The organism is Anaerosporomusa subterranea (genome assembly GCF_001611555.1).
In the GTDB taxonomy this organism is placed as follows: Bacteria; Bacillota; Negativicutes; order Sporomusales; family Acetonemataceae; genus Anaerosporomusa; species Anaerosporomusa subterranea.
On record NZ_LSGP01000017.1, the window covers coordinates 72,098 to 94,257 of the forward strand.

Sequence of the window (22,160 nt, forward strand, 5' to 3'; positions counted from 1 at the left end):
GCATGGCAAACACCGAAAGCTATTCGTTCAATGATCTACAACTAGAAATATTCGGGCGCGGATTATAGAAAGGAGGAGAGAACAGAGGCTTGGTGTCACGTCTTATGGGCTAATTCAGAGAGGAGAGTGTGGATATGAAAAGGTTTTTGACTGTTATACTCGTTGTGACTATGATTGGTTCGTTACTGGTTGGTTGCGGGTCTTCGGAGAAAGCTACGACAGATGACAAGAATAAGCCGATTAGGATTGGCGTGGTCTCTTCATTGACTGGTGAACGGGCATTACATGGTCAATATACTAGAAATGGCATTCAATTGGCTGTTGAGGAAATTAACGCTCAGGGCGGGATCAATGGACGTAAACTGGAAGCAGTCTTTGAGGATGACAACGGCAATGACGCTGGCGCCGTCAATGCCTTTAACAAACTGTCAGGCAGCAATGTCGCAGTTGCTATTGGGCCTATCTTCAGCACAATGAATCTGGCTATGTCTCCTGGTATTAAAAAGGCTGAGATCCCCACTCTGGTTATCGGTAGCAGCAATGATATCGGCAATCAGAAAAATCCCTGGATGTTCCAAGCTCGTACTAATGACGCCATTTCAGCGACTGCTATTGCTAAATATGCCGCCAATCAGTTGAAACTGAAAAAAATCGCTATCATGCATGATACGGACAACTTTGCATCCGGTGCAGCTGCGGTAGCGAAAAAGGCACTCGAAGACTTGAACCTTCCGCCGGTTCTGATCGTGGCCTATAATTCAGGCGATAAAGACTTCACGCCGCAATTGGCGAAGATCAAAGCTTCCGGCGCTGACGGTATTCTTGCCTGGTCACAACAGACAGAAGCAGGATTAATCATGAAACAGAAAAAGGCCCTCGATTTGAATATACCTTTAATTGGTTCCAACTCGTATGTTACTAAGATCGCAATCGATTTGGCAAAAGAAAATGCCGAAGACGTATACTCGGTTGCTGACTATGTAACTTCAACCCCTATACCGAAAGGCCAAGAATTTGCCAAAAAATACAAAGAAAAATACAAGATTGATTCAGAGTTTAACGCAGCCATGACCTATGATGCACTGTACCTGGCAGCGGAAGCGCTGAAAAAAGCGGGTTCCACCGAGAAGGAAGCGGTTAAAAAAGCCATGTCCTCCATTAAGGATTTTGTTGGCGTTTCAACAACCTTTACTTTTGACGAGAACAATCGCGGCGGCACAGGTGTATGGATTGTTCAGACCAAGAAGGGCAACCCCGTAGTTATCGAGGCGGTAAAAGGACGCTAACACATAAGGCGATCTGGCGAGAAGTACTATAAAGTGCAGATGAGCTAGAATGATTGGGGAGCAGGAAACATCTTGCTCCCCTCCCAAGGGGGGAATATGTAGATGGTTTGGCAATTGATCATTGCCAGTTTAGCGATGGGAATTGTTTATGGAATGGTCGCGATGGGCATGGTGCTGATATGGCGGGCGGTTGGGGTAGTCAACTTTGCTCAGGGTGAATTTCTGATGCTCGGCGCCTTTGCCGCATACACGTTGACCCTGCAGCTCGGATTGCCTCAGGGCGCCGCGTTGGCGACCTGTGCGTTACTCATGGGGTTGGTCGGAGTTGTTTATCACTTTATTACCTATTGGCCACTGCGGAAATCCTGGGATATCACGGTCATCATCAGTACGATCGGCGCGTCAATTGCTTTAAAAGAAGTTGCCACCCTTGTCTGGGGTCCGGCGCCCCTGGCAGTGGATCCAATTGTGCACGGCATTGCAAAACTCGGTGAGGCGGCGATTGAGTGGCAATTCATCGTAACCATCGGAGTAGCCGCTCTCTTGATGGCTGCAATCTTTATACTGCTTGAACGGACGTATCTGGGACATATCCTGCAGGCAACCGCTCAGGACCAGTATGCGGCGGCTATGATTGGTATTCCGGTAGTATTGGCTACGGGGTTAACCTTTGCTATCAGCGCACTGATAACGGGAGTTGGAGGAATGCTGCTGGCTCCTTTATTCTTTGTTACAACAACGATGGGCGGCATCACGGGGTTAAAGGCATTTGCCGCAGTAATTATTGGCGGATTTGGCAGCGTTCAAGGCGCAATTATTGGCGGGTTACTAATTGGTTTTGTCGATACTTTCGCAGGAGCGTACATTTCCACGACATACCGTGACGCGATTGTATTTTTATGTTTGATTTTGGCTCTGGTCGTTCGCCCGCAAGGAATATTCGGCGAGAAGATCGCTGAAAAGGTATAGGTGGTCACGATGATGGCAAACAAGAAAGCGTTTTGGATAATCACCATACTAGCGGCTGTTTTAGCAATAACTATTCCGCTGACCGCTTCGAATTATATGCTGCGGGTTGTAAACATGACCATGATTACCTATATTTGTGTGCTGAGTATGTTCGTTGTTTTCGGCATGGCTGGGCAAATTTCATTTGCCCAAGCGGGTTTTTGGGGTGTAGGAGCATATATTACGGCAATCTTGACGACCAAGCTTGGGGTAAGTCCGCTGCTCGCGCTCATAGCCAGCGGGGCCGGCGCCGCCATAGTTGCCTTTATTATGGGCTTAGCTCTATTCCGCCTGCAAGGGCATTATTTCGGCTTCTCCACCATCGGATTAGTTATGATCCTGAACGGAGTTTTTCAAAACTGGAAACCGGTAACTGGCGGCGCCGATGGAATCGGCAATATTCCGGCCTTCAGTATTGGCTCTTTTGAACTTAGCTCAGAAACAAGCAGTTTCTTCTTAATTTTTGTCGTTTCAGTTACTATCAGCATAGTAACGCAGAAACTTCATCGTTCTGCTCTCGGGCGATCCTTCATGGCAATACGGGATAACGAAATTGCTGCAAAGTGCATGGGAGTGAATAGTTACCGGAATAAAATCATCGCTTTCACGATTGCGGCTTCGTATTGCGGAATCGCCGGGTCGCTGTTCGCGTTTTTGGCTAGCTACATCAGCGCGACCACTTTTAACTTTGCACAATCTTCGCTGTATCTCGTTATGTTGATGCTGGGTGGCTACAATTACCTAGCAGGGCCAATGATCGGAACTGCACTGCTGATGTTACTGCCTGAGTGGTTCCGACCTCTACAGGAGTATATCATGCTAATTTACGGAGTAGGCGTAATGCTGCTGATGGTGGTAATGCCTGAGGGACTTATCGGGGGAGGTAAGAAGCTGTATGCAATCATGCAAAGCAAACGAGGCTGGGCAACTACTCAAGCCAAGAATGACATTAGATAGGGTGTGCAAACGTTTCGGCGGTGTTGTTGCTGCGAATGAAGTATCCTTTTCTCTTAGTCCGCGAGAAGTGCATGGATTAATTGGGCCGAATGGTTCCGGGAAAACGACTGTGCTTAATCTGATTAGCGGTGTCACAGAGATGGACTCGGGGAATATTTGGCTGGACGGGCAGCTAATTAGCAAGCAGCCATGTCATGTAAGGGCCAGAGGAGGTGTATCCAGAACATTTCAGCATCCCCGGCTTTTGAAGCGCTGCGATATACAGACTAATCTTTATCTAGGTATTGATTTGGCGAATATGAAGCAAAAGTCTATGACAAGTTGCGGATACACCCTTAGTGAATTGCTTGACGCTGCAGGACTTAGCATCAACATGAACGACTCAATTACCACATTATCGTATGGGCAGCAAAAGTTGTTTGAAATTGTTAGAGCAATTTTGTCTCACCCCAAAGTGATTCTTTTGGATGAGCCTGCCGCTGGCCTGAATAGTAAAGAGATGGAGCGAGTAGTAGCACTAATTGATTGTGCAGTCAAAGGTGATGCAGCGGTTTTGTTGGTAGAACACTCGATGGATTTAGTCATGAGCCTTTGCAACGGCATTACCGTACTGAATTTCGGCCGTCCAATTGCTGAAGGCCAACCAGAGGAAATTCAGAGTAATGAGGCTGTTATTGAGGCGTATCTGGGGAGGGGCCGAAGTGCTTAAGATTAATAATCTGTATGCGCATTACGGGAATATCGAAGCTCTGCACGGAGTTTCCCTTGAAGTTGGCAACAAAGATATTGTAGCGCTGATCGGCAGTAACGGAGCGGGAAAGACGACGCTACTCAGAGCTATATCAAGCTTGGTGACTAGGAATGGCGAAATCTGTTATAACGGTGAAAATATCGAGAAGCAAAGTCCTAGATATATTGCCAAAGCCGGCTTGCTGCACGTTCCCGAAGGACGGCATGTTTTTCCGGGACTTACCGTACAGCAGAACTTGGAGGTGGGAAGTGTCTCCTGGCGTGGCATAAAAAATGCGTCTGTCGCAGAAGATCTTGAAAGAGTATTTTCGTTGTTTCCCCGGCTCGAAGAGCGGCGAAAGCAGTACGCGTGGAGCCTCAGCGGCGGCGAACAGCAGATGTTGGCTATCGGCAGAGCGATTATGGGACGTCCCAAACTGTTGATGTTAGATGAGCCTTCAATGGGATTGGCGCCGAAAGTGATTGATGAGCTGTTTGTGAAAATTCTTGAAATCAATTCGATGGGGGTGCCGATATTGCTGGTAGAGCAGAATGCACTTTTGGCGATGGAAGTGTCGCAAAAAGTGTACATTCTGGAAGGTGGCCGAATTGTGCTGCAAGGGGACTCTAAAGATATAATCAATGATGCTCGGGTTAAAGAAGCATACCTTGGCAAATTGAAGGAAAAGGTCGTATAGATTGGTTAATCTTAACGGTTGTTACGACTTTGCTGGCAGGTGAAGCATGGATTTGCTGAAAGTGAAGGAGAGCCTGAAAGAAAGGGCCTACCGAATAATTCATAAAAACATTATCAGCTGTACCTGGCCGCCAGGCAGTCTGTTGAATGAGAAAGAGCTGGCTAGCACAGTGGCAGTCAGCCGCACGCCAGTCCGGGAGGCGCTAAACCGGCTTGAACAGGAAAATTTGGTGAGAATCGTATCTCAAAGAGGGGTATTTGTTTCAGAAATAACAGTAAAGACAATCAACGATGTGTATCAAGTCAGAGAAATTTTGGAACCGTTCATTGTGCGATTGGTCACCCCTATTATTGATGTAGAGGAATTAGCCAGGTTTGATCAACTGTTTGAGTCTTGCTTAACAAGCGATTATGATCAACTGACCAGTCTGGACGATGAATTTCACCAGATGATCATTGCTGCCTGCGACAATTCCTACCTCATACAAATGATGAACAACATTTATGCGCAAAACGAGCGGATTCGCATTCTGTCGACCCGATTGCCTTGCCGCATGGAGGAGACCATCGCCGAGCATAGAGAGATTATTGCAGCGATGATGATTCGCGATGCAGATAAAGCGGCCCAGGCCATGCAGATACATATTGCGAAGTCTCGTTATGCGGCATTCCGGCTTAGTACGGGGAGATCTGGCTCAGATTATATGAGCGGCGCGCGGCTGTCGTTGTAATCTCTATTTAGAAAGGAGGGTGTCAAGTGAAGGGATTAGTCAAATATGCAAAGGGGCCCGGCAACATGGAAGTTCGCGACGTGGCCGAGTCTAAGGCGGGTCCCGGTCAGGTAAAAATCGAAGTTAAAGCAGCCGGCATCTGCGGATCGGATTTGCATATCTTCCATGATGATATTGCCGGTATTCCCATTAATCCGCCGGTCGTCACCGGACATGAGTTCACTGGCGTCATTGTGGAAGTTGGCGAGGGGGTAACCCAGTGGAAAGTCGGCGAACGAGTCACTTCAGAAACAGCTGTAAGCTTTTGTGGAGACTGTATGCACTGCCGGACTGGACGCTATAATCTATGCAACAACCGCCGCACGCTGGGCTATTGGTATAACGGGGCCTTCACTAGTTACACTGTTGTACCGAAGGAAAGAATCCACAAACTGCCTGACGCTATTGATTTTATTGCCGGAGCACTGGCAGAGCCTCTAGCCTGTGTAACTCATGCTGTCCTTGAATTGACCACGATCATTACTGGTGATGTTGTGCTTGTTAGCGGTCCGGGCTCGATTGGTATGCTAGCCTTACAAGTTGCCAAGGCGCAGGGGGCCATTGTAGTTGTTAGCGGCACGAACATTGACCGCGAACGCTTGGCGATGGCCAAAAAATTGGGCGCTGACTATACCGTGGACGTAACGGAGCAAGATTTGGCCGCTCTGATCAATGAACTGACATGCGGCAAAGGCGCTGACGTGACCCTCGAATGTTCAGGCGCGGCGAGAGCGGCTAACGATGCGCTGGTTCTTACCCGGAAGTTCGGCCACTATACTCAGATTGGACTGTTTGGCAAACCCATTCAAATTGACTTTGAGAAGATCTGCTTTCGCGAGTTGAAGGTGACTGGCTCGCTTGGCTCTACCTGGACGTCTTGGGAAAAGGCCATCCAGCTTATGGCCTCAGGCAAAGTCAATACACGTGACTTGGTCTCTCACGTCATGCCGATAACGGAATGGGAGAAAGCGTTCAAGATGTTTGAGGATAAAGAAGGCTATAAACTAGTTCTTACCCCAGTTGAATAAAAATAGGAGGCGGCATTATGGCTCTTGACGAAAAAACTGTTGCCGAACTGCGAGGTATCTGCGCAGAAATGCGCAAAACGATTATTCAGACCCTACACGGTGTGCAGACCGGACATCCGGGCGGTTCGCTGTCTGCCGTTGAAATTCTTACCACTCTCTACTTTAGGCATATGCAGGTGGACTGCAAAGACGCGCAATGTGCCGACCGTGACCGGTTCATTGCATCAAAAGGACACTGCGCACCCGCTCTTTACACCACGCTTTGTGAAAAGGGCTTTCTTGACAAAGCGGAGTTGGCGAATTTGCGGCAGCTTGGCTGTAAGCTGCAAGGACATCCAGACATGAAAAAGACACCTGGCGTTGATTTATCGACAGGCTCGCTGGGGCTTGGTTTATCGGCCGGCATTGGGATGGCTCTGTCCGCCCGGCTTAACGATCAAAATTACCGTACTTATGTGCTATTGGGAGACGGTGAACTGCAAGAAGGGCAGATTTGGGAAGCCGCGATGGCAGCGGCCAAGTTTAAACTAGATCATTTAACTGCAATTGTAGACAATAATGGCGTGCAACTAGATGGTACGGTGGAAGAAATTATGTCGCTGGGCTCGCTCAAGCAGAAGTTTGCGGCATTTGGCTGGCATGTCATTGAAGCTGATGGGCACGACCTTGACTCTCTTGATGCCGCGTTTATCGAGGCGAAGTCATTCCAAGGCGCTCCGAGTGTGATTTTGGCTAGAACCGTGAAGGGAAAAGGAGTTTCCTTCATGGAAGGAAAGAATGAATGGCATGGCAAGGCAATTAATGACCAGCAGTTTGCTCAGGCTATGCGGGACTTGGAGGTGGCGCAATAATGAAAGCGATGCGAGAAGCGTATGGTGAGGCGCTGGTAGAGCTTGGCCGCTCTAACCCCGATGTTGTTGTGCTGGATGCCGATGTCGCCAGTTCAACCCGTTCGATTCTGTTTAAAAACGCGTTCCCTGAGCGATTCTTCAATATTGGTATCGCTGAAGGCAATATGGTGGGGATAGCTGCTGGCTTAGCAGCGACTGGCAAGATTGCTTTCGTCAATACGTTTGCGCTGTTTTTTGCCCTGCGAGCGGCAGATCCGATTCGTAGCTTGGTTGCTTATAATCAGCTTAACGTGAAGATCGCCGGCGCATATGGCGGTTTCTCTGATTCCTATGATGGCGCCAGCCACCAGTCAGTTGAAGATGTGTCGATTATGCGATCAATTCCCAACCTGACGGTTGTCGTTCCGTCAGATGAGCACTCAACCCGGAAGGCTACGCTTGCGGCTGCGGCGTTGAAAGGACCGGTCTATCTGCGTCTTAGCCGGGCTGAAGTTCCGCCTGTTCACTCTCCGGGTATGAATTTCGAGATTGGCAAGGGAATCGTGGTTCGGACCGGAAAGGACGTCACCATTGTTGCTAACGGCTATATGGTGACAAAGGCTCTTGAAGCGGCGACCCTGCTTGCCGAAACAGGCATAGAGGCGGAAGTCATTGATATGCATACCGTTAAGCCGCTTGATGAACAGTTGCTGCTGGCGTCAGCGTCAAAGACCGGAGCTGTAGTAACGGTTGAGGAAAATACAATATATGGCGGACTGGGTTCTGCTGTAGCAGAAGTGCTGGCAAAGACCTCACCCGTGCCGCTAGAGATCGTCGGTATTAAGGACGTATTTGGCGAATCTGGTAGTTATGAGGGTATATTGAGCAAGCACGGACTAGATAAAGACGCCGTGGCAGAGGCAGTGCAAAAGGTTCTGAATCGAAAATTGAAATAGCAATCGCGGAACTTAAAGTCACGGTCATCGCCGTGACTTTAAGTTTATTTTCTAACGTATCCAAGTAGGAAATTCAAGAAATTTTCTTGAATAATAACAGTAGCCTTGGTATGTTTGATAATACTCAAAAATCTTAGCATGGTTAGATTGCCGAGAGGATAAAAAAATCCTAGGAGGAACGGACAAATATGTCACTAACAGGCAAAGTACTGATTGCGCAAGGGGGAGGCCCGACGGCGGTCATCAATCAAACATTGGTTGGCATCGTATTAGAAGCGCGAAAATACCCCCAGGTGACCAAAGTCTATGGCGCAGTCAAAGGTGTGGAAGGTATTGTAAGCGAGGAGTTTCTCGACCTAACTCAGGAAACAACGCACAATCTGGAACAAGTGGCTCTTACACCTTCATCAGCGCTGTTATCTACCCGGGTAAAGCCGGACAGCAAATATTGCCACGAAATTTTTAAAGTGTTAAAAGCCCACGATGTTAGGTATTTCTTCTATATTGGAGGCAATGATTCGGCTGACACTGTGCGGATCGTGAACGAAGAGGCTAAGCTGGCAAATTACGAAATGCGGGCAATTCACGTGCCGAAGACCATTGATAATGATCTGGTGATCAATGACCATACTCCAGGCTACGGATCAGCGGCGCGGTTTGTAGCGCAAGCCTTTATGGGCGCTAATCTTGACGTTCGGGCACTTTCCGGGATCTATATCGGTGTCGTCATGGGACGCAATGCCGGGTTCCTTACAGCAGCCTCGGTGATTGCTCAAAAATATCCGGAAGATGGACCTCATCTGATTTACCTGCCAGAGCGGGAGTTTAGCATTGACAAGTTTCTAAATGACGTTAAGCAGATTTATGATCGAACAGGAGTCTGTGTTGTGGCTCTTTCGGAAGGCATAAGGGATACCAGCGGCACGCCGATCGTAGCATCTTTGCTTAAGGATATTGAAGTCGATGCTCATGGTAACAGCACTCTTTCAGGCACAGGAGCTCTCGGTGACTTACTAACCAAGGAAATAAAAGAAAAGTTGAAGATATCTAGAGTCCGCTGCGATACTTTTGGTTATCTGCAACGCTCCTTTATGGGATGCGTTTCTGATGTCGATCAGCACGAGGCCAGGGAAGTCGGTGAGCGGGCGGTACAGATTGCCCTTTGGAAAAATGTCGATGGCTCGGTAGCTATTGAGCGTACTGGCTATTACTCGGTTGATTACCGCCTAGTAGAATTGGCAGAGGTAGCGGGAAAAACCAAATTAATGCCAGACGAGTTCATCAACACTGCAGGTAATCATGTCACCGATGCGTTTAAGTATTACGTTCGGCCATTACTAGGGTCTGGACTACCGTCGCCTTCTCTGCTCAGGGCACCAAAAGTCCCTAAATTGTTGCGGAACGATTAATCAAGTAATTTCCCAGAATGTTAATAATTTCGGTTTTCAGTTGCTCGCGCATTTTAGCGCGAGCATTTTTTTGTCCCATGATAGGGACGATTCGTCCTGGAAGCGGGACGTAAAAGGGGCGTATCAGATGTTTACAGAGGGCTGAAGCCATATACGTTGGATATAGCTAAGTACCGGGATGGGCGAGTGGACTACAGAACTAATCATGGCACATTTTTTGCATAATTCAAAAATTAAGGATTGTATAGGAGGTTGGACCATGGAACTTACAGCCAAAAGAATCGAAGTCACTGAGGTAGGCCCAAGAGATGGATTTCAAAATGTAAAGACATTTATTCCTACTCAAGACAAGGTTGAGATTATTAAAGGGCTAATTGAATCAGGCATAAAGAGTCTGGAGCTAACTTCGTTCGTTTCGCCCAAGGCGATTCCGCAATTAGCCGATTCGACTGCTGTCTGTCAGTCAATACTTGAACAGTACGGCGGCAGGATCAAGGCTAGTGCGCTAGTGCCGAATCTAAAAGGGGCGCAAGCAGCCTGGGACGCGGGAATCCGTGAGGTGGCCTGTGTTGTGTCGGTTACACCTGAGCATAATAAAGCGAATATCAACCGTACACATGATGAGTCGCTGGCTGAGATTGCGAAAATGGTAGAAGGCCTGCCAGGCATGAAGGTTCGGGTGGATTTGGCTACCGCGCTTGCCTGTCCATTTACCGGCTGGGTTTTGCCTGACGCAGTGGCCGCGCTGGCGAAGAAGGTTACGGCGCTAGGTATCAATAAACTGGTGTTGGCTGATACCATCGGGGTGGCAACACCTGACAGGGTGCACGCATTAGCTGTCCGGATGCAAAGAGATTTCCCTGATGTGAGCTTTTCGCTGCACCTCCACGATACCCGCGGCATGGGTCTGGCCAATACGTTGGCTGGAGTAATGGCCGGGATAACGACATTTGAGACCTCAGTTGGCGGGCTCGGCGGATGCCCGTTCGCGCCAGGCGCGGCTGGCAATACCGCGACAGAAGACATGGTTAGCATGTTCAATGAAATGGGTATTGAAACTGGGGTAGACATGGAGAAACTGCTGCAGGTGGTTGGCGTGGTTGGCAATAAAGTGGATGCGCCGTTGTCGAGTCACATGGCAAAAGCAAAAATCTACGATTGCTTCCAACGTGCGCGATAAGATCACAAGCAAAAAAGGGAGTGATACTGATGAACAAGATCAAGGCATTTGTGGCGATTTTTATCATCGGCGCGGCAATCTGGCTGATACCGGTACCGGCCGGTCTTAAGCCGCAGGCCTGGCAACTTTTGGCCATCTTTGTGGCCACCATCGCCGGGATCATTATGCAACCACTGCCGATGGGCGCAATGGCTATAATCGGCATTACGGTGGCTGCGATGACCAACACGCTAACTGTTCCGCAAGCGTTGTCTGCCTTCGCCGATGCTACGATCTGGCTGATTGTCTGTGCCTTTTTGTTCGCCCGTAGTTTTATCAAGACTGGACTAGGCAGTCGGATCGCGTATCTGCTGATGCGAGCAATCGGCGACAGTACACTAAAGCTGGGCTACGTGTTGGCGATCAGCGATTTAATTCTTGCGCCTGCCACACCGTCGAATACGGCCAGAGGCGGCGGTGTTTTATATCCGATTGTCCGCAGTTTGTGTTCGGCGTTTGATTCTGAGCCTGGTCCTACGGCTCGCCGGATTGGCGGCTATTTGATGACAACCCAGTTCCAGGTAAATGTCATTACCTCAGCGATGTTCATGACAGCGATGGCGGCAAATCCGCTGGTGGCGGTATTGGCGAAGAAGACGGCAAATATTGATATTAGCTGGGGGACGTGGGCGCTGGCTGCTTCGGTTCCTGGTTTAATTGCACTTGCTCTGACGCCATATTTGCTATATAAATTATATCCGCCGGAGTTGCAGCACACGCCGGAAGCGAAGCAGCTTGCAGCCAGGGAATTGGAGAAGCGCGGTAGTCTGAGCAAAGCTGAAAAAGTTGTCTTGGGTGTATTTATCGCAGCACTGCTGCTCTGGAGCACTTCCAGCTTTACGAAATTGAACGCGACACTGGTTGCGCTGATGGGTGTATGCGTACTGTTAATAACAGAAGTATTGACTTGGCAGGACATACTCGATGACAAGGGACCTTGGGATACCCTGATTTGGATGGGTGGACTTGTCGGTATGGCCAGTTTTCTCAATTCTTTGGGCTTTATTCCCTGGTTTGCCAAGACAGTTAGCGCTAACCTGGCCGGAGTTTCCTGGATACCCGCACTGACTACCTTATATGTTGTCTATATGTATGCCCACTATGGTTTTGCCAGCCTGACCGCACACGTGACAGCCATGTATCCCGCTTTCTTAGCGGTGGCAGTCTCAACTGGCGCGCCTCCTTACTTAACCGCTCTTGGTCTGGGATTCATATCAAATCTTTGCGGCGGTTTGACCCACTATTCGACAGGTACTGCGCCTATCTATTTCGGGGCAGGCTATGTTGATCAAAAGGCCTGGTGGCGACTGGGCTTTATGGCATCGGTGGTGAATATGATTATTTGGATAGGGATAGGCGGCATGTGGTGGAAAGTCCTCGGCCTCTGGTAAAAAGGCGCTGATATACCCCATCTGCGTTGCACCCGTAAAGGGTATGCCGCCAACTCTAAGGCACTAAAGTGCCAAGAGTTGCGCAATCAGCCCTGTTCCCCTTACAGTGACGCGTACTTCCAGTACGCGTCACTGTAAGGGGAACAGGGCTGCCTAGCATCTGGGGCATCTCAGCGCGTTTTTACGGCTTTGTTGTGTGAAGCTTGTCAATAGGATGGTGACGGACGGGGAGGCTCGTTCAGCGGGGCTGAACATCGGGATTGAACTGGCATGGATGAATCGTTGACTTGCTGGAGCGAAAGAACAGGGAAGATTGCTTCACTGCGTTCGCAATGACACGGTCTGCATCGCGAGCGCAGCGCGGCGATCTTCCCTACCTCTGCTGCTTGGCTGGCTTCTTTTAAATTACGCCTTCAGCTTTCAATGCTGCAATCTCTTCCTGACTCATATTGAGCATTGAACTAAGGACTTCCTCGTTATGCTGCCCCAAGTCAGGCGACGGGGTGCGGATAGACGGCTTGGTATCAGACAGTTTAATATGCGAGCCGGTGAGGGTGGTTGGGCCGGCTTTCGGATGCTCGACATTGACGAACATTTCCCGCGCTCCGGCGATATGTGGATCGTGGGCAACTTGCTCAATCGTGTAAATGGGAGCAGCGGGTATGCCTGCTGCTAAGAGTTCATCAACGATCTCGCTGACATTTTTGGTCATGGTCCATTCTTCGACAATCTTCTTCACTGCAACGTGATTCTTCACGCGATCGCGAGTGCGGGTATAGTCTGGATGTGTACTTAGCTCAGGACGCCCAATGTGTTTGCAGAAAAGTGTCCAAAGCTTGTCGTTGCCGCCGCCGATGATAACCAAGTCGTCCTTTGCCTGGAAGGAGTCGTATGGATATACCGACTCATAGCGGTTGCCGATGCGCTGCGGCAGCCGTTTTTCAGTGAAATAGATCATGTTGATGATTTCAAGGCTTGCTACGGCTGAATCGACGAGTGCCACGTCCACAACTTGGCCCAAGCCAGTATATGTGCGGTTGTGAATCGCGGCTAGGATGCCAATGGTGACTGACAATCCGCCGAGAACGTCGCCCATGGCGGTGCCGCTGCGGGTCGGATGGCCGCCCGGCCAGCCGGTAGTGCTCATTAAACCACTCATGGCCTGGCTGATGATGTCATAGCCGGGGCGTTTGGTATAAGGGCCGTATTGGCCAAATCCGGAGACGGCAGCGTAAATGATGCGGGGATTGACTTCTTTTAGTACATCATACCCCAGGCCCAACTTCACCATAGTTCCCGGACGGTAATTTTCCAGCACAACATCAGCTTGTTTAACCAATGATTTAAATATTTCTTTGCCTTTTGGCGATTTGAGATTGAGAGTTATGCCTTTCTTATTGCGGTTGAGGTTCATGTAGTAAGCGCTTTCACCGTTTTGAAACGGACCAAGTTGGCGCTCATCGGCGCCCTTGCCAGCTTCTTCGATTTTTATGACGTTTGCGCCCATGTCGGCCAACATCATGCTACAAAAGGGACCAGCTAAGACACGCGTAAGATCGAGAACAGTAATACCCTCCATAGCTCCTAAACGTTGCATCGTTATCCCCTCCAACTTATTGTTGACTAATAACAATGCAATTTTCATGCCGACTGAAAGAACTTTTTGCGGCGATGGAACTGGAGGATATTAAAAAAATGTATGGAATATTGCATACATTGGTAAATGATCGATGGAAGAAGGACGACGTATGAGTCGAATTGTGGTGTTATCACCGTTTCGAGATATGGGTTCGATGACAGAGGCATTGGCTAAGGAAATGGGCATCCAGGTTGAGGTATATGAGGGTTGGATGGATAATGCGTGCGAGGTCATCGATAAGCTGGCAGGGCCTGAGATTGATGTCTTTATTAGCCGGGGCGGCACGGCGGATGCCATTTCTCGCCGCTACGACGCTCCAGTAATTAAGGCGGATTCCGGCCTGTATGACATCATGGAGTGTTTTGATGAGGCTCGCAAAATTAGTCGCAAGATTGCTATTACCTTGTTTGGCAAGCACCTCACCGGCCTACCGCTATTGGAAAGAACCATGGATATAAAAATTACGGAGATCGTCTTTCCTAATTTAGATTATGTAAAGAATAGAATTGAATCTTTGGCTGCTGAGGGCGACTATTGCATCGTTGGTGGCGGTCCGTCTGTGCAGATTGCCAAAAGCTTTGGCTTGCCGGCCGTATTTCTGCGTACAGGAGAGAATACAGTTCGCGATGCACTGCAGCGGGCGGTGGAGGTCGCAGACCTGCGAAGGGAGGAAAAGCGTAAGTCGCACCGTTTGAAAGCTATTCTGGACTCTGTATATGATGGCATAATCGCCGTAGATTCTATGGAAAACATCGAGATTATTAACCCGGCGGCAGGGAGAATTCTTGGCTGTGAGACTGCGAACGCTGTCGGCAAAAAGGTAAATCAAGTAATTCCCAACTCGCGCTTAAATGAAGTCATAAAAACCGGCAACATGGAAATTGGTGAGTTCCAGGATGTTGGCAATTTGCGGATTGTTACGAACCGGGTTCCTGTTAAGGTCGGATCCAAGGTTCTGGGAGCTGTTGCCACATTTCAGGATGTGTCGCGAGTGGTCAAAGTCGAGCAACGCCTGCGGCGAGAGATGACAAAAAGCCAGTTTAAGGCGAAGTATCGGTTGGATGATATCATTGGACAGTCACCTGCTTTAGCTGAAACCAAGCTGATGGCAAAGAGTTTTGCCAATTCGGATTTGACGGTTTTAATCTATGGTCCGTCCGGCTGTGGCAAGGAAATGTTTGCTCAAGGCCTTCACAATGCCAGCGCCAGGCGCAGTAAACCATTCGTCGCCATTAATTGCGCGGCTTTGCCGCCGTCTTTGCTGGAAAGCGAGTTGTTTGGGCATGACGAGGGTGCGTTTACCGGCGCTAAACGCAAAGGTAAATTGGGGCTATTTGAGTTAGCGCATGACGGAACCGTTTTTCTTGATGAAGTCGAAGCATTGCCGATCGAACTACAAGGCCGATTGCTGCGGGTCCTGCAAGAGAGGGAAGTTTTACGGGTGGGTGGTGAGACCATCATTCCTGTAAATATTCGGGTCGTTGCAGCGACTAATCAAGAACCGCATGGCTTGGTCGCCGCCAACAAAATGCGAGAGGATTTATATTATCGTCTGAATGTGCTATATCTTGAACTTCCTAGCTTGCATGACCGCCAGGAAGATATTCCTCTGCTTTGCAAAAGCTTTCTGGCGGGGAGTGGTTTCGACCAGGTGGAATCAGTATTAGATGCAATGATGCCGCTGCTCATTCGTTACGCGTGGCCGGGTAATGTTCGGGAATTGCAAAATTTTTGTCAACGTTTGTTGTTCTATAAAGATAACTATTTGATTGACCGGGACATTGAAAAGTTAGTCCGCAAGATTGCGCCAAGTGTGCTTTCAAAGGCGAATGTCTCGACCGATCTTAACGCCCGCGTGGAGGCTTTTGAAGCTCAGATCATCCGCCATGCAGTGAAGGAAACGGGTAGCATCCGTAAAGCAGCAGAAAAGTTGGGCGTGGGTAAGTCAACCGTAGCTAGGAAATTGAAAAATCCATGAACAAGTCAAAATTCGTCCCTGTAATGGGACGGATGGTTTCTTGAACGGGACAATACAATTATCAACCTATCGAACATCGAACCTCGACCCAGCGGGTAAGACCGCCTCAGCGATTCTTAGCACTACTACTACCGATAGGTCTCATATGTAACGATGGGTTTTCTGCTTGGCATGCTTCTTGCTCGGGATCTTTGATACTTATATTAAAATTAGGAGGTATCCCCTATGTCGAAACGTTGGAACGTCTATGTAACCCGCATGCTGCCCCAACCGGCCATTGATCTGCTAAAGGAGTATTGCGATGTCGAGATCAACCCGGATGACCAGGTGCTTAGTCACGAAGAACTGCTGACGAAGGTCAAAGGCAGAGATGCAGTTCTATGTCTGCTGACAGACACGATTGATGATGAAGTATTCGCCGCAGCCGGATCGCAATGCAAACTATTTGCCAACTATGCTGTCGGTTTTAATAACGTGGATGTTGAAGCCGCAACCAAACGCGGCGTCATGATCAGTAACACACCGGATGTGTTGACAGATGCGACTGCTGACTTAGCCTGGACGCTGCTGTTTTCAGTCGCCCGTCGCGTCGTTGAGTCTGACAAGTATCTGCGGGACGGCAAATTCCAGGGCTGGGGACCGATGCTGCTGTTAGGGCGGGATATTACCGGCAAGACGCTGGGCGTTATCGGCACAGGCCGCATTGGCGGCAACTTTGCCAAGAAAGCCAAAGGCTTTGAGATGAAGATTCTTTATAATGATGTCACGCCTAACCCCCAATTCGAAGCCGAAACCGGCGGTGTATATGTCGATAAAGAGACGTTATTAAAAACAGCTGATTTCATTTCGGTTCATGTACCGCTGCTACCATCAACCCGTCATTTGATCAGCACCAATGAATTCAAACTGATGAAACCGACGGCAATTCTGATTAACACTTCGCGTGGTCCGGTGGTGGATGAAAAGGCGTTAGTTTATGCGCTTCAGACCAATGAAATCTGGGGGGCCGGACTGGATGTTTTCGAAAATGAACCAGCGGTTGAGCCCAGGCTACTCGAATGTGAGAATGCCGTGCTGCTGCCACACGTTGCCAGCGCCACGATTGACACCCGAACCAACATGGGGCTAATCGCGGTACGCAACATTTTGGCGGCGATGCAAGGGGCGGTCCCGCCGACATTAGTGAATATAGAGGTTCTGAGAGCGAAGGAAAGCAACAAGGCTTAAGGAATTCTTCTCTAACTCATCGGCAGGAGTAATTGTTTTTGGCGCGAATACTCATAGAATTACATGCCGCAAGGAGAGAAGTCGTAGATGCTTAACCTATTGCTGAAGCATGCCGGGTCGGAACGCCGACTGGCTGTCTTCTTGATGATGGCTACCAATTTGTTATGGAGTTCAGGCGGGCTGCTGATTAAAGGGGTCGATTGGAATCCGGTTGCCATTGCCGGGGCGCGCAGCGCGGTCGCGGCTCTGGTCATATGGCTGGCGTTTCGCGGTCAGCGTCTATCCTGGTCAAAGGCGCAAATCGGCGGCGCGGTTGCCTATGCGGCCACAGTGATCCTATTTGTCAGCGCAACTAAGATGACAACTGCGGCCAACGCTATTTTACTACAATATACAATGCCGATTTATGTTGCACTGTTTGGCGCTTGGGTCTTGAACGAAAAGCCGACAGCAGCCGACTGGGCGACTATTGGCGTGATTGCTGGCGGAATGGGTTTGTTTTTCCTGGACCAATTGTCAGCAGGCGGATTGATGGGCAATATCTACGGTGCGGCCAGTGGCGCGACACTGGCAGTTTTTTGCCTTTGTATGCGAAAACAGAAAGATGCCTCTCCGTTCGGTACGGTGCTTTTGGGCAACGTGTTGACAACGCTGATTGGACTTCCCTTCATGCTGGATTCGTCTCCAGGTTCAGAGGGCTTGATCAACCTTGCCCTGCTTGGTGTGTTTCAGCTGGGATTGGCGTATGTCTGTTATTCTGTAGCCATTAAACATGTGACTGCTCTGGAAACGGCATTGATCGGCGCGATTGAGCCGGTACTCAACCCAATCTGGGTGTTCTTGGTATTAGGTGAGAGGCCTGGAATGTGGGCGATGATCGGTGGCAGTATTATTCTGGTGGCGGTGACTATCCGCTGTATCAAGACAACGGCGGATCAGCCTATGGTGGAAGCTAAGCAAGCGGCAGTAGACTAAACAGGGCCAATTACATAATTACAAAAGAGATTGGGGGGAGATCGATGAAATATCGTAAAGTAGGCCGTACCGGCTTGAATGTGAGTGTCCTAAGCCTTGGCAGTTGGCTGACCTATGGCAATACTACTGATAGCGAAACCGCGACCGCGGTCATTCATGCCGCCTATGCAGCAGGCATCAACTCGTTTGATACTGCCAACGTCTATGCCAGAGGCGAAGCCGAAAAAGTGGTTGGCCAGGCGCTGGCCGCCTATCCGCGTGAGTCGTACGTCTTGGCGACCAAAGCATTTTGGCCGATGGGTGAAGGAGTTAATGATAAAGGCCTTTCCCGCAAACACGTATTTGAACAGGTTCACGCCAGCCTGCGTCGTCTGGGTACAGACTATGTGGATATTTTCTATTGCCATCGCTTTGATCCCCAGACACCAATTTATGAAACACTGCGTACGATCGATGATTTAATCCGGCAGGGGAAAATTCTCTATGCCGGAGTCAGCGAGTGGACAGCTACGCAAATCACTGAAGCGCTTGGTTTGGCGGATAAGTATCTACTGGATCGGATTGTTGTTAATCAGCCAGCCTATAACATGCTCAGTCGCTACATTGAAGATGAGGTCGTCCCAACTTGTGAAAAGCACGGTTTGAGTCAGATCGTCTTCTCGCCGCTGGCCCAGGGCATGCTGACAGGTAAATACCAAAAAGATCAACCTGCCCCCCACGGCAGCCGCGCGTCTGACCCGCGCACAGCGCCGTTTGTCGAGCGATACTTTACCGAAGCCAACTTCGCCAAAGTGGAGAAATTAAAGACTTTGGCAGGCGAGCTCAGCCTGCCGTTATCTAATCTCAGTTTGGCCTGGGTGTTGGCTCAGCCCAATATTACCTCAGCGATTATCGGCGCGAGTCGTCCGGAACAAGTGTTGGAGAATGTTAAGGCAGCTGATGTGAGACTGAGTCAAGATGTGGTTGAAGAAATCGAAGATATATTGGACGGAGAATAGAAGGAACACCGAGTTGCGTTTTACCATAGAGTACACAGAGGGATCGATGTTTAGATTAATGTCATTAGAGAAAACGGCATCCTCTATGGGTACCCTCTGTATACTCTGCGGTTGAGGTGGCTACTATTTTTTGCCAGGAGGACGCCATGATTCCCGTCATTTCCTTTGTTGGTTATTCTAACAGCGGCAAAACTACAGTTTTGACTCAGGTTGTGCGTGAGCTGAAGTCGCGCGGCTATCGAATCGCGGTGATTAAGCATGACGCGCATGGCTTTGACATTGATGTTCCTGGCAAAGACACCGCAAAGCATGCTGAGGCTGGCGCGGATATTGTCTGTATTAGCTCAGCGAATAAGCTAGCCTATATCGAAGCCCGGCAGGCAGAAATACCGCTTGATGAAGTGATTCATCGTATCCAGGACGTTGATGTGATTTTCACAGAAGGCTATAAGCGAGAGAACAAGCCAAAGGTTGAGGTGTTCCGCTTGGCGGCGGGCCAGCCTCCATTAGGGCCTAGTCCAGATTTATTGGCAACAATATCTGATACACCCTTATATCCAGATGTACGGCATTTTTGTCCAGAACAAATTTCTCTGCTGGCCGATTTTCTAGAAGTCAGCTTTCTGCAAGTTAACAAAGATATGTCTGACAACGAATAGAATTATCAGCTGATATTTAAGTGTGTCAGGCAGGATATTTGTTATATTTCCGGAATTAACTCTATAACGATGTGATCGGCATATAGTTACAGTTATAGAGGAGGACTTATATTGCAAAAGATTGGCGTTTTAACAAGCGGTGGTGACGCACCTGGCATGAATGCTGCAGTGCGGGCCGTCGTTAGGAAGGCTATCTATCACGGGGTAGAGGTGGTGGGGATTAAGCGCGGCTTTGCTGGCTTTATCGAAGGTGATATGGCGCCGATGAACCGCAGTTCGGTAGCTGATATCATTCAAAGAGGCGGCACGGTTCTACGCACTTCTCGGTCTGAAGAATTCCGCACTCCGGAAGGACGAGCGCTTGCGTTTGAGAATGTAGAACGCTATGGCTTGCAAGGCTTGGTTGTCATTGGTGGTGACGGCTCATTCCGGGGAGCGAAATTGTTTGCCGAGGAATACGACATTCCGGTTATTGTGATCCCTGGAACGATTGATAATGATATTAATGGCACAGATTACTCCATCGGCTTTGACACTGCAGTCAATACCGCAGTTGGCGCAATTGATAAAATTCGCGATACTGCAACCTCGCATGAGAGAACTTTCGTGATCGAGGTCATGGGGCGTGATTCAGGCTTTATCGCTCTGTCAGCCGGTCTCGCTGGCGGCGCGGAGACGGTAATTATCCCTGAACAGCCGGTTGATGTTGACGTTATCTGTAAGAAAGTCAGCAAAGGCTTTAAGCAGGGTAAGCTTCATTCCATTATCGTTGTGGCTGAAGGTGCAATCAGGGGTATTGAATTAGCGAAACAGATTAAGCTGCAGACCGGCTTTGAATGCAAGCCGACTATTCTCGGTCACTTACTCAGAGGTGGCAGTCCGACTGTGTTTGATCGTGATTTAGCCAGTCGTATGGGCGCGAAAGCTGTAGAACTGCTCTTAAGCAAGGTCAGTTGCCAAATGGTTGGCACGCTCAGAGGCGATATCATCGGCGTTGACTTTTGTGAAGTGATTTCGGTAAAGAAACCTATCGATTTGGAGATGTATCGATTGGTGGATATATTAGCAATCTAGTCCGTCGTTGCTTTGGGCATGAAATAATTCACAGGCAATACGAAAAAGGTAGACTGGCTGAGGAAGATCGCTACGTCACTTCGTTCCTCGCGATGACACATAATTGTTTGTCATCGCGAGCGAAGCGCGGCGATCTTCCTTGCTTTTACGGCCAGACTGCAGCAATCTTCCTACGAAAATTCACACAGTTTTTCAATTTCCTGGACAATGTGCTACAATATATTTAATAGTCTTGACAGCATGTGGAGGGGAAACTGTGGTTGATGAAATAGTAACAGGCATATATCGAATCGAAGTTCCTTTGCCGAAGAATCCCTTGAAGTATATTAACTCGTATCTGGTAAGGGGAACCGAGCGGTGTTTGCTAGTCGATACTGGTCTTAACCGGCCGGAGTGCCTGGAGGCGCTGCGTAACGGCTTGGCTGAGCTAAACGTGGATATGAATCAGACCGATATTTTTATTACTCACATGCATGCCGATCACTCCGGTTTAGTCGGCGTGTTGAAAAATACTGGCAACCGCGCCTATGCCAGCGCTCTAGATGGCAATGTCATTAACCATTTCGGTCGTGAACATTGGGACCGTTTGGCAACTTGCGCTAAGCATCAGGGCTTTGATCCCGATCTACTGGAAACAGCAATTACCCGCCACCCGGGATTCCGTGGCGGCAACAAGGATATGATCGACTTCCACTTCGTCAGTGACGGCGATGTGTTAGAATACGGCGATTTTCAATTTAGTTGCATTGCTGCTCCTGGTCATACTGCCGGCCATATCTGCCTGTATGAGCCTAATCAACGAATATTGTTTGCTGGAGATAATATCTTAAATGATATCACCCCCAATATTACCGCTTGGGCTGAGCATGAAAATCCATTGGCTGAATATCACGCCAGTCTAGATAAGTTGGAAAAGCTTGCTATCGACCTCGTTTTGCCAGCTCACCGGACGCAGATTGCTGATTGGCGCGCCCGCGTTGCTGAACTTAAACACCACCATGAACTACGGTTGGCTGAAGTTGAGACCATCCTGCGCCAGGGAGAATTTAGCGCCTACCAAGTGGCGGCGAGGATGAGCTGGGACATTCGCTGCAATTCGTTTGACGAGTTTCCTGTACCGCAAAAATGGTTTGCCACCGGTGAGGCGATCGCCCATATTCGTTACCTAGAGGAAGCCGGACGGGTACGTCGGACGGTCAATGATCCGATAGCTTTTTTTAAGGCAGTATAAGTCTCAGGAGGAACGAGGCTGAGTTTTACCGCAGAGGTTAACGTACCTCGATCCCACAATAGTAATGGTTTCTTTGACGCCTGACAGGTAGGACGGAGG

General features: G+C 49.1%; 20 protein-coding genes. 19 read left to right on the forward strand and 1 reads right to left on the reverse strand.

What is annotated here, in order from left to right; all coding sequences use genetic code 11:
- The first annotated feature begins 134 nt into the window (after window positions 1-134).
- From AXX12_RS07925 to AXX12_RS07980, 12 genes are all read left to right on the forward strand, one after another.
- A complete protein-coding gene (locus AXX12_RS07925; protein WP_066240648.1) occupies window positions 135-1,286 on the forward strand; it encodes an ABC transporter substrate-binding protein in 1,152 nt (383 codons plus the stop codon).
- 102 nt (window positions 1,287-1,388) lie between these two features.
- Window positions 1,389-2,255, forward strand: a complete 867-nt coding sequence (locus AXX12_RS07930; RefSeq protein ID WP_066240650.1) for a branched-chain amino acid ABC transporter permease — start codon at window positions 1,389-1,391, stop codon at window positions 2,253-2,255.
- A 9-nt stretch (window positions 2,256-2,264) separates the two neighbouring features.
- Window positions 2,265-3,251, forward strand: coding sequence for a branched-chain amino acid ABC transporter permease (locus tag AXX12_RS07935; protein WP_066240652.1), 987 nt, complete (start codon window positions 2,265-2,267; stop codon window positions 3,249-3,251).
- Complete coding sequence (locus AXX12_RS07940) at window positions 3,190-3,960, forward strand: ABC transporter ATP-binding protein (protein ID WP_197470705.1); 771 nt, start codon at window positions 3,190-3,192, stop codon at window positions 3,958-3,960. The genes AXX12_RS07935 and AXX12_RS07940 overlap by 62 nt, the downstream gene beginning before the upstream one ends.
- Window positions 3,953-4,678 carry an ABC transporter ATP-binding protein gene (locus AXX12_RS07945; RefSeq protein ID WP_066240658.1) on the forward strand — a complete coding sequence of 242 codons (726 nt, stop codon included), beginning with the start codon at window positions 3,953-3,955 and terminating at the stop codon, window positions 4,676-4,678. The genes AXX12_RS07940 and AXX12_RS07945 overlap by 8 nt, the downstream gene beginning before the upstream one ends.
- A gap of 46 nt (window positions 4,679-4,724) precedes the next feature.
- Window positions 4,725-5,408, forward strand: coding sequence for a GntR family transcriptional regulator (locus tag AXX12_RS07950; protein ID WP_066240661.1), 684 nt, complete (start codon window positions 4,725-4,727; stop codon window positions 5,406-5,408).
- 26 nt (window positions 5,409-5,434) lie between these two features.
- A complete protein-coding gene (locus AXX12_RS07955; RefSeq protein WP_066240663.1) occupies window positions 5,435-6,475 on the forward strand; it encodes a zinc-binding dehydrogenase in 1,041 nt (346 codons plus the stop codon).
- A 17-nt stretch (window positions 6,476-6,492) separates the two neighbouring features.
- Window positions 6,493-7,326, forward strand: a complete 834-nt coding sequence (locus AXX12_RS07960) for a transketolase (protein ID WP_066240665.1) — start codon at window positions 6,493-6,495, stop codon at window positions 7,324-7,326.
- Window positions 7,326-8,261, forward strand: coding sequence for a transketolase family protein (locus AXX12_RS07965; protein ID WP_066240667.1), 936 nt, complete (start codon window positions 7,326-7,328; stop codon window positions 8,259-8,261). Before AXX12_RS07960 ends, AXX12_RS07965 begins: the two co-directional genes overlap by 1 nt.
- A gap of 188 nt (window positions 8,262-8,449) precedes the next feature.
- Window positions 8,450-9,670 carry a 6-phosphofructokinase gene (locus tag AXX12_RS07970; protein WP_066240670.1) on the forward strand — a complete coding sequence of 407 codons (1,221 nt, stop codon included), beginning with the start codon at window positions 8,450-8,452 and terminating at the stop codon, window positions 9,668-9,670.
- Window positions 9,671-9,929: 259 nt separating this feature from the next.
- The gene (locus AXX12_RS07975) at window positions 9,930-10,850 is read left to right on the forward strand and encodes a hydroxymethylglutaryl-CoA lyase (protein ID WP_066240674.1); all 921 of its coding nucleotides are present in this window, start codon (window positions 9,930-9,932) and stop codon (window positions 10,848-10,850) included.
- Between the two features lie 29 nt (window positions 10,851-10,879).
- A complete protein-coding gene (locus AXX12_RS07980) occupies window positions 10,880-12,280 on the forward strand; it encodes an anion permease (protein ID WP_066240677.1) in 1,401 nt (466 codons plus the stop codon).
- A gap of 400 nt (window positions 12,281-12,680) precedes the next feature.
- On the opposite strand, the gene AXX12_RS07985 is transcribed toward AXX12_RS07980, so the two are convergent.
- Window positions 12,681-13,877: a CaiB/BaiF CoA transferase family protein gene (locus tag AXX12_RS07985; RefSeq protein WP_066240680.1), complete on the reverse strand. Its 1,197-nt coding sequence runs from the start codon at window positions 13,875-13,877 to the stop codon at window positions 12,681-12,683.
- Window positions 13,878-14,028: 151 nt separating this feature from the next.
- On the opposite strand from AXX12_RS07985, the gene AXX12_RS07990 reads away from it, so the two are divergent.
- The 7 genes from AXX12_RS07990 (at window position 14,029) to AXX12_RS08020 (ending at window position 22,061) form a co-directional block, all read left to right on the forward strand.
- The gene (locus tag AXX12_RS07990) at window positions 14,029-15,897 is read left to right on the forward strand and encodes a sigma 54-interacting transcriptional regulator (RefSeq protein WP_066240683.1); all 1,869 of its coding nucleotides are present in this window, start codon (window positions 14,029-14,031) and stop codon (window positions 15,895-15,897) included.
- Between the two features lie 225 nt (window positions 15,898-16,122).
- A complete protein-coding gene (locus AXX12_RS07995) occupies window positions 16,123-17,124 on the forward strand; it encodes a 2-hydroxyacid dehydrogenase (RefSeq protein ID WP_066240686.1) in 1,002 nt (333 codons plus the stop codon).
- 87 nt (window positions 17,125-17,211) lie between these two features.
- The gene (locus AXX12_RS08000) at window positions 17,212-18,099 is read left to right on the forward strand and encodes a DMT family transporter (protein ID WP_066240690.1); all 888 of its coding nucleotides are present in this window, start codon (window positions 17,212-17,214) and stop codon (window positions 18,097-18,099) included.
- 44 nt (window positions 18,100-18,143) lie between these two features.
- Window positions 18,144-19,097 carry an aldo/keto reductase family protein gene (locus tag AXX12_RS08005; protein ID WP_066240694.1) on the forward strand — a complete coding sequence of 318 codons (954 nt, stop codon included), beginning with the start codon at window positions 18,144-18,146 and terminating at the stop codon, window positions 19,095-19,097.
- Between the two features lie 146 nt (window positions 19,098-19,243).
- The gene (gene mobB, locus AXX12_RS08010) at window positions 19,244-19,756 is read left to right on the forward strand and encodes a molybdopterin-guanine dinucleotide biosynthesis protein B (RefSeq protein ID WP_066240697.1); all 513 of its coding nucleotides are present in this window, start codon (window positions 19,244-19,246) and stop codon (window positions 19,754-19,756) included.
- A 111-nt stretch (window positions 19,757-19,867) separates the two neighbouring features.
- Window positions 19,868-20,830 (forward strand): 6-phosphofructokinase, encoded by a 963-nt coding sequence (gene pfkA / locus AXX12_RS08015; protein ID WP_066240700.1) that lies wholly within the window; start codon window positions 19,868-19,870, stop codon window positions 20,828-20,830.
- Between the two features lie 256 nt (window positions 20,831-21,086).
- Window positions 21,087-22,061 carry an MBL fold metallo-hydrolase gene (locus AXX12_RS08020; protein ID WP_066240703.1) on the forward strand — a complete coding sequence of 325 codons (975 nt, stop codon included), beginning with the start codon at window positions 21,087-21,089 and terminating at the stop codon, window positions 22,059-22,061.
- The last annotated feature ends 99 nt before the right edge of the window (window positions 22,062-22,160 follow it).

Coding starts and splice junctions, on each gene's coding strand:
- AXX12_RS07925 (WP_066240648.1), top strand. CDS start 135: ATGAAAAGGTTTTTGACTGTTATACTCGTTGTGACTATGATTGGTTCG.
- AXX12_RS07930 (WP_066240650.1), top strand. CDS start 1,389: ATGGTTTGGCAATTGATCATTGCCAGTTTAGCGATGGGAATTGTTTAT.
- AXX12_RS07935 (WP_066240652.1), top strand. CDS start 2,265: ATGATGGCAAACAAGAAAGCGTTTTGGATAATCACCATACTAGCGGCT.
- AXX12_RS07940 (WP_197470705.1), top strand. CDS start 3,190: ATGCAATCATGCAAAGCAAACGAGGCTGGGCAACTACTCAAGCCAAGA.
- AXX12_RS07950 (WP_066240661.1), top strand. CDS start 4,725: ATGGATTTGCTGAAAGTGAAGGAGAGCCTGAAAGAAAGGGCCTACCGA.
- AXX12_RS07960 (WP_066240665.1), top strand. CDS start 6,493: ATGGCTCTTGACGAAAAAACTGTTGCCGAACTGCGAGGTATCTGCGCA.
- AXX12_RS07965 (WP_066240667.1), top strand. CDS start 7,326: ATGAAAGCGATGCGAGAAGCGTATGGTGAGGCGCTGGTAGAGCTTGGC.
- AXX12_RS07970 (WP_066240670.1), top strand. CDS start 8,450: ATGTCACTAACAGGCAAAGTACTGATTGCGCAAGGGGGAGGCCCGACG.
- AXX12_RS07975 (WP_066240674.1), top strand. CDS start 9,930: ATGGAACTTACAGCCAAAAGAATCGAAGTCACTGAGGTAGGCCCAAGA.
- AXX12_RS07980 (WP_066240677.1), top strand. CDS start 10,880: ATGAACAAGATCAAGGCATTTGTGGCGATTTTTATCATCGGCGCGGCA.
- AXX12_RS07985 (WP_066240680.1), bottom strand. CDS start 13,877: ATGCAACGTTTAGGAGCTATGGAGGGTATTACTGTTCTCGATCTTACG.
- AXX12_RS07990 (WP_066240683.1), top strand. CDS start 14,029: ATGAGTCGAATTGTGGTGTTATCACCGTTTCGAGATATGGGTTCGATG.
- AXX12_RS07995 (WP_066240686.1), top strand. CDS start 16,123: ATGTCGAAACGTTGGAACGTCTATGTAACCCGCATGCTGCCCCAACCG.
- AXX12_RS08000 (WP_066240690.1), top strand. CDS start 17,212: ATGCTTAACCTATTGCTGAAGCATGCCGGGTCGGAACGCCGACTGGCT.
- AXX12_RS08005 (WP_066240694.1), top strand. CDS start 18,144: ATGAAATATCGTAAAGTAGGCCGTACCGGCTTGAATGTGAGTGTCCTA.
- mobB (WP_066240697.1), top strand. CDS start 19,244: ATGATTCCCGTCATTTCCTTTGTTGGTTATTCTAACAGCGGCAAAACT.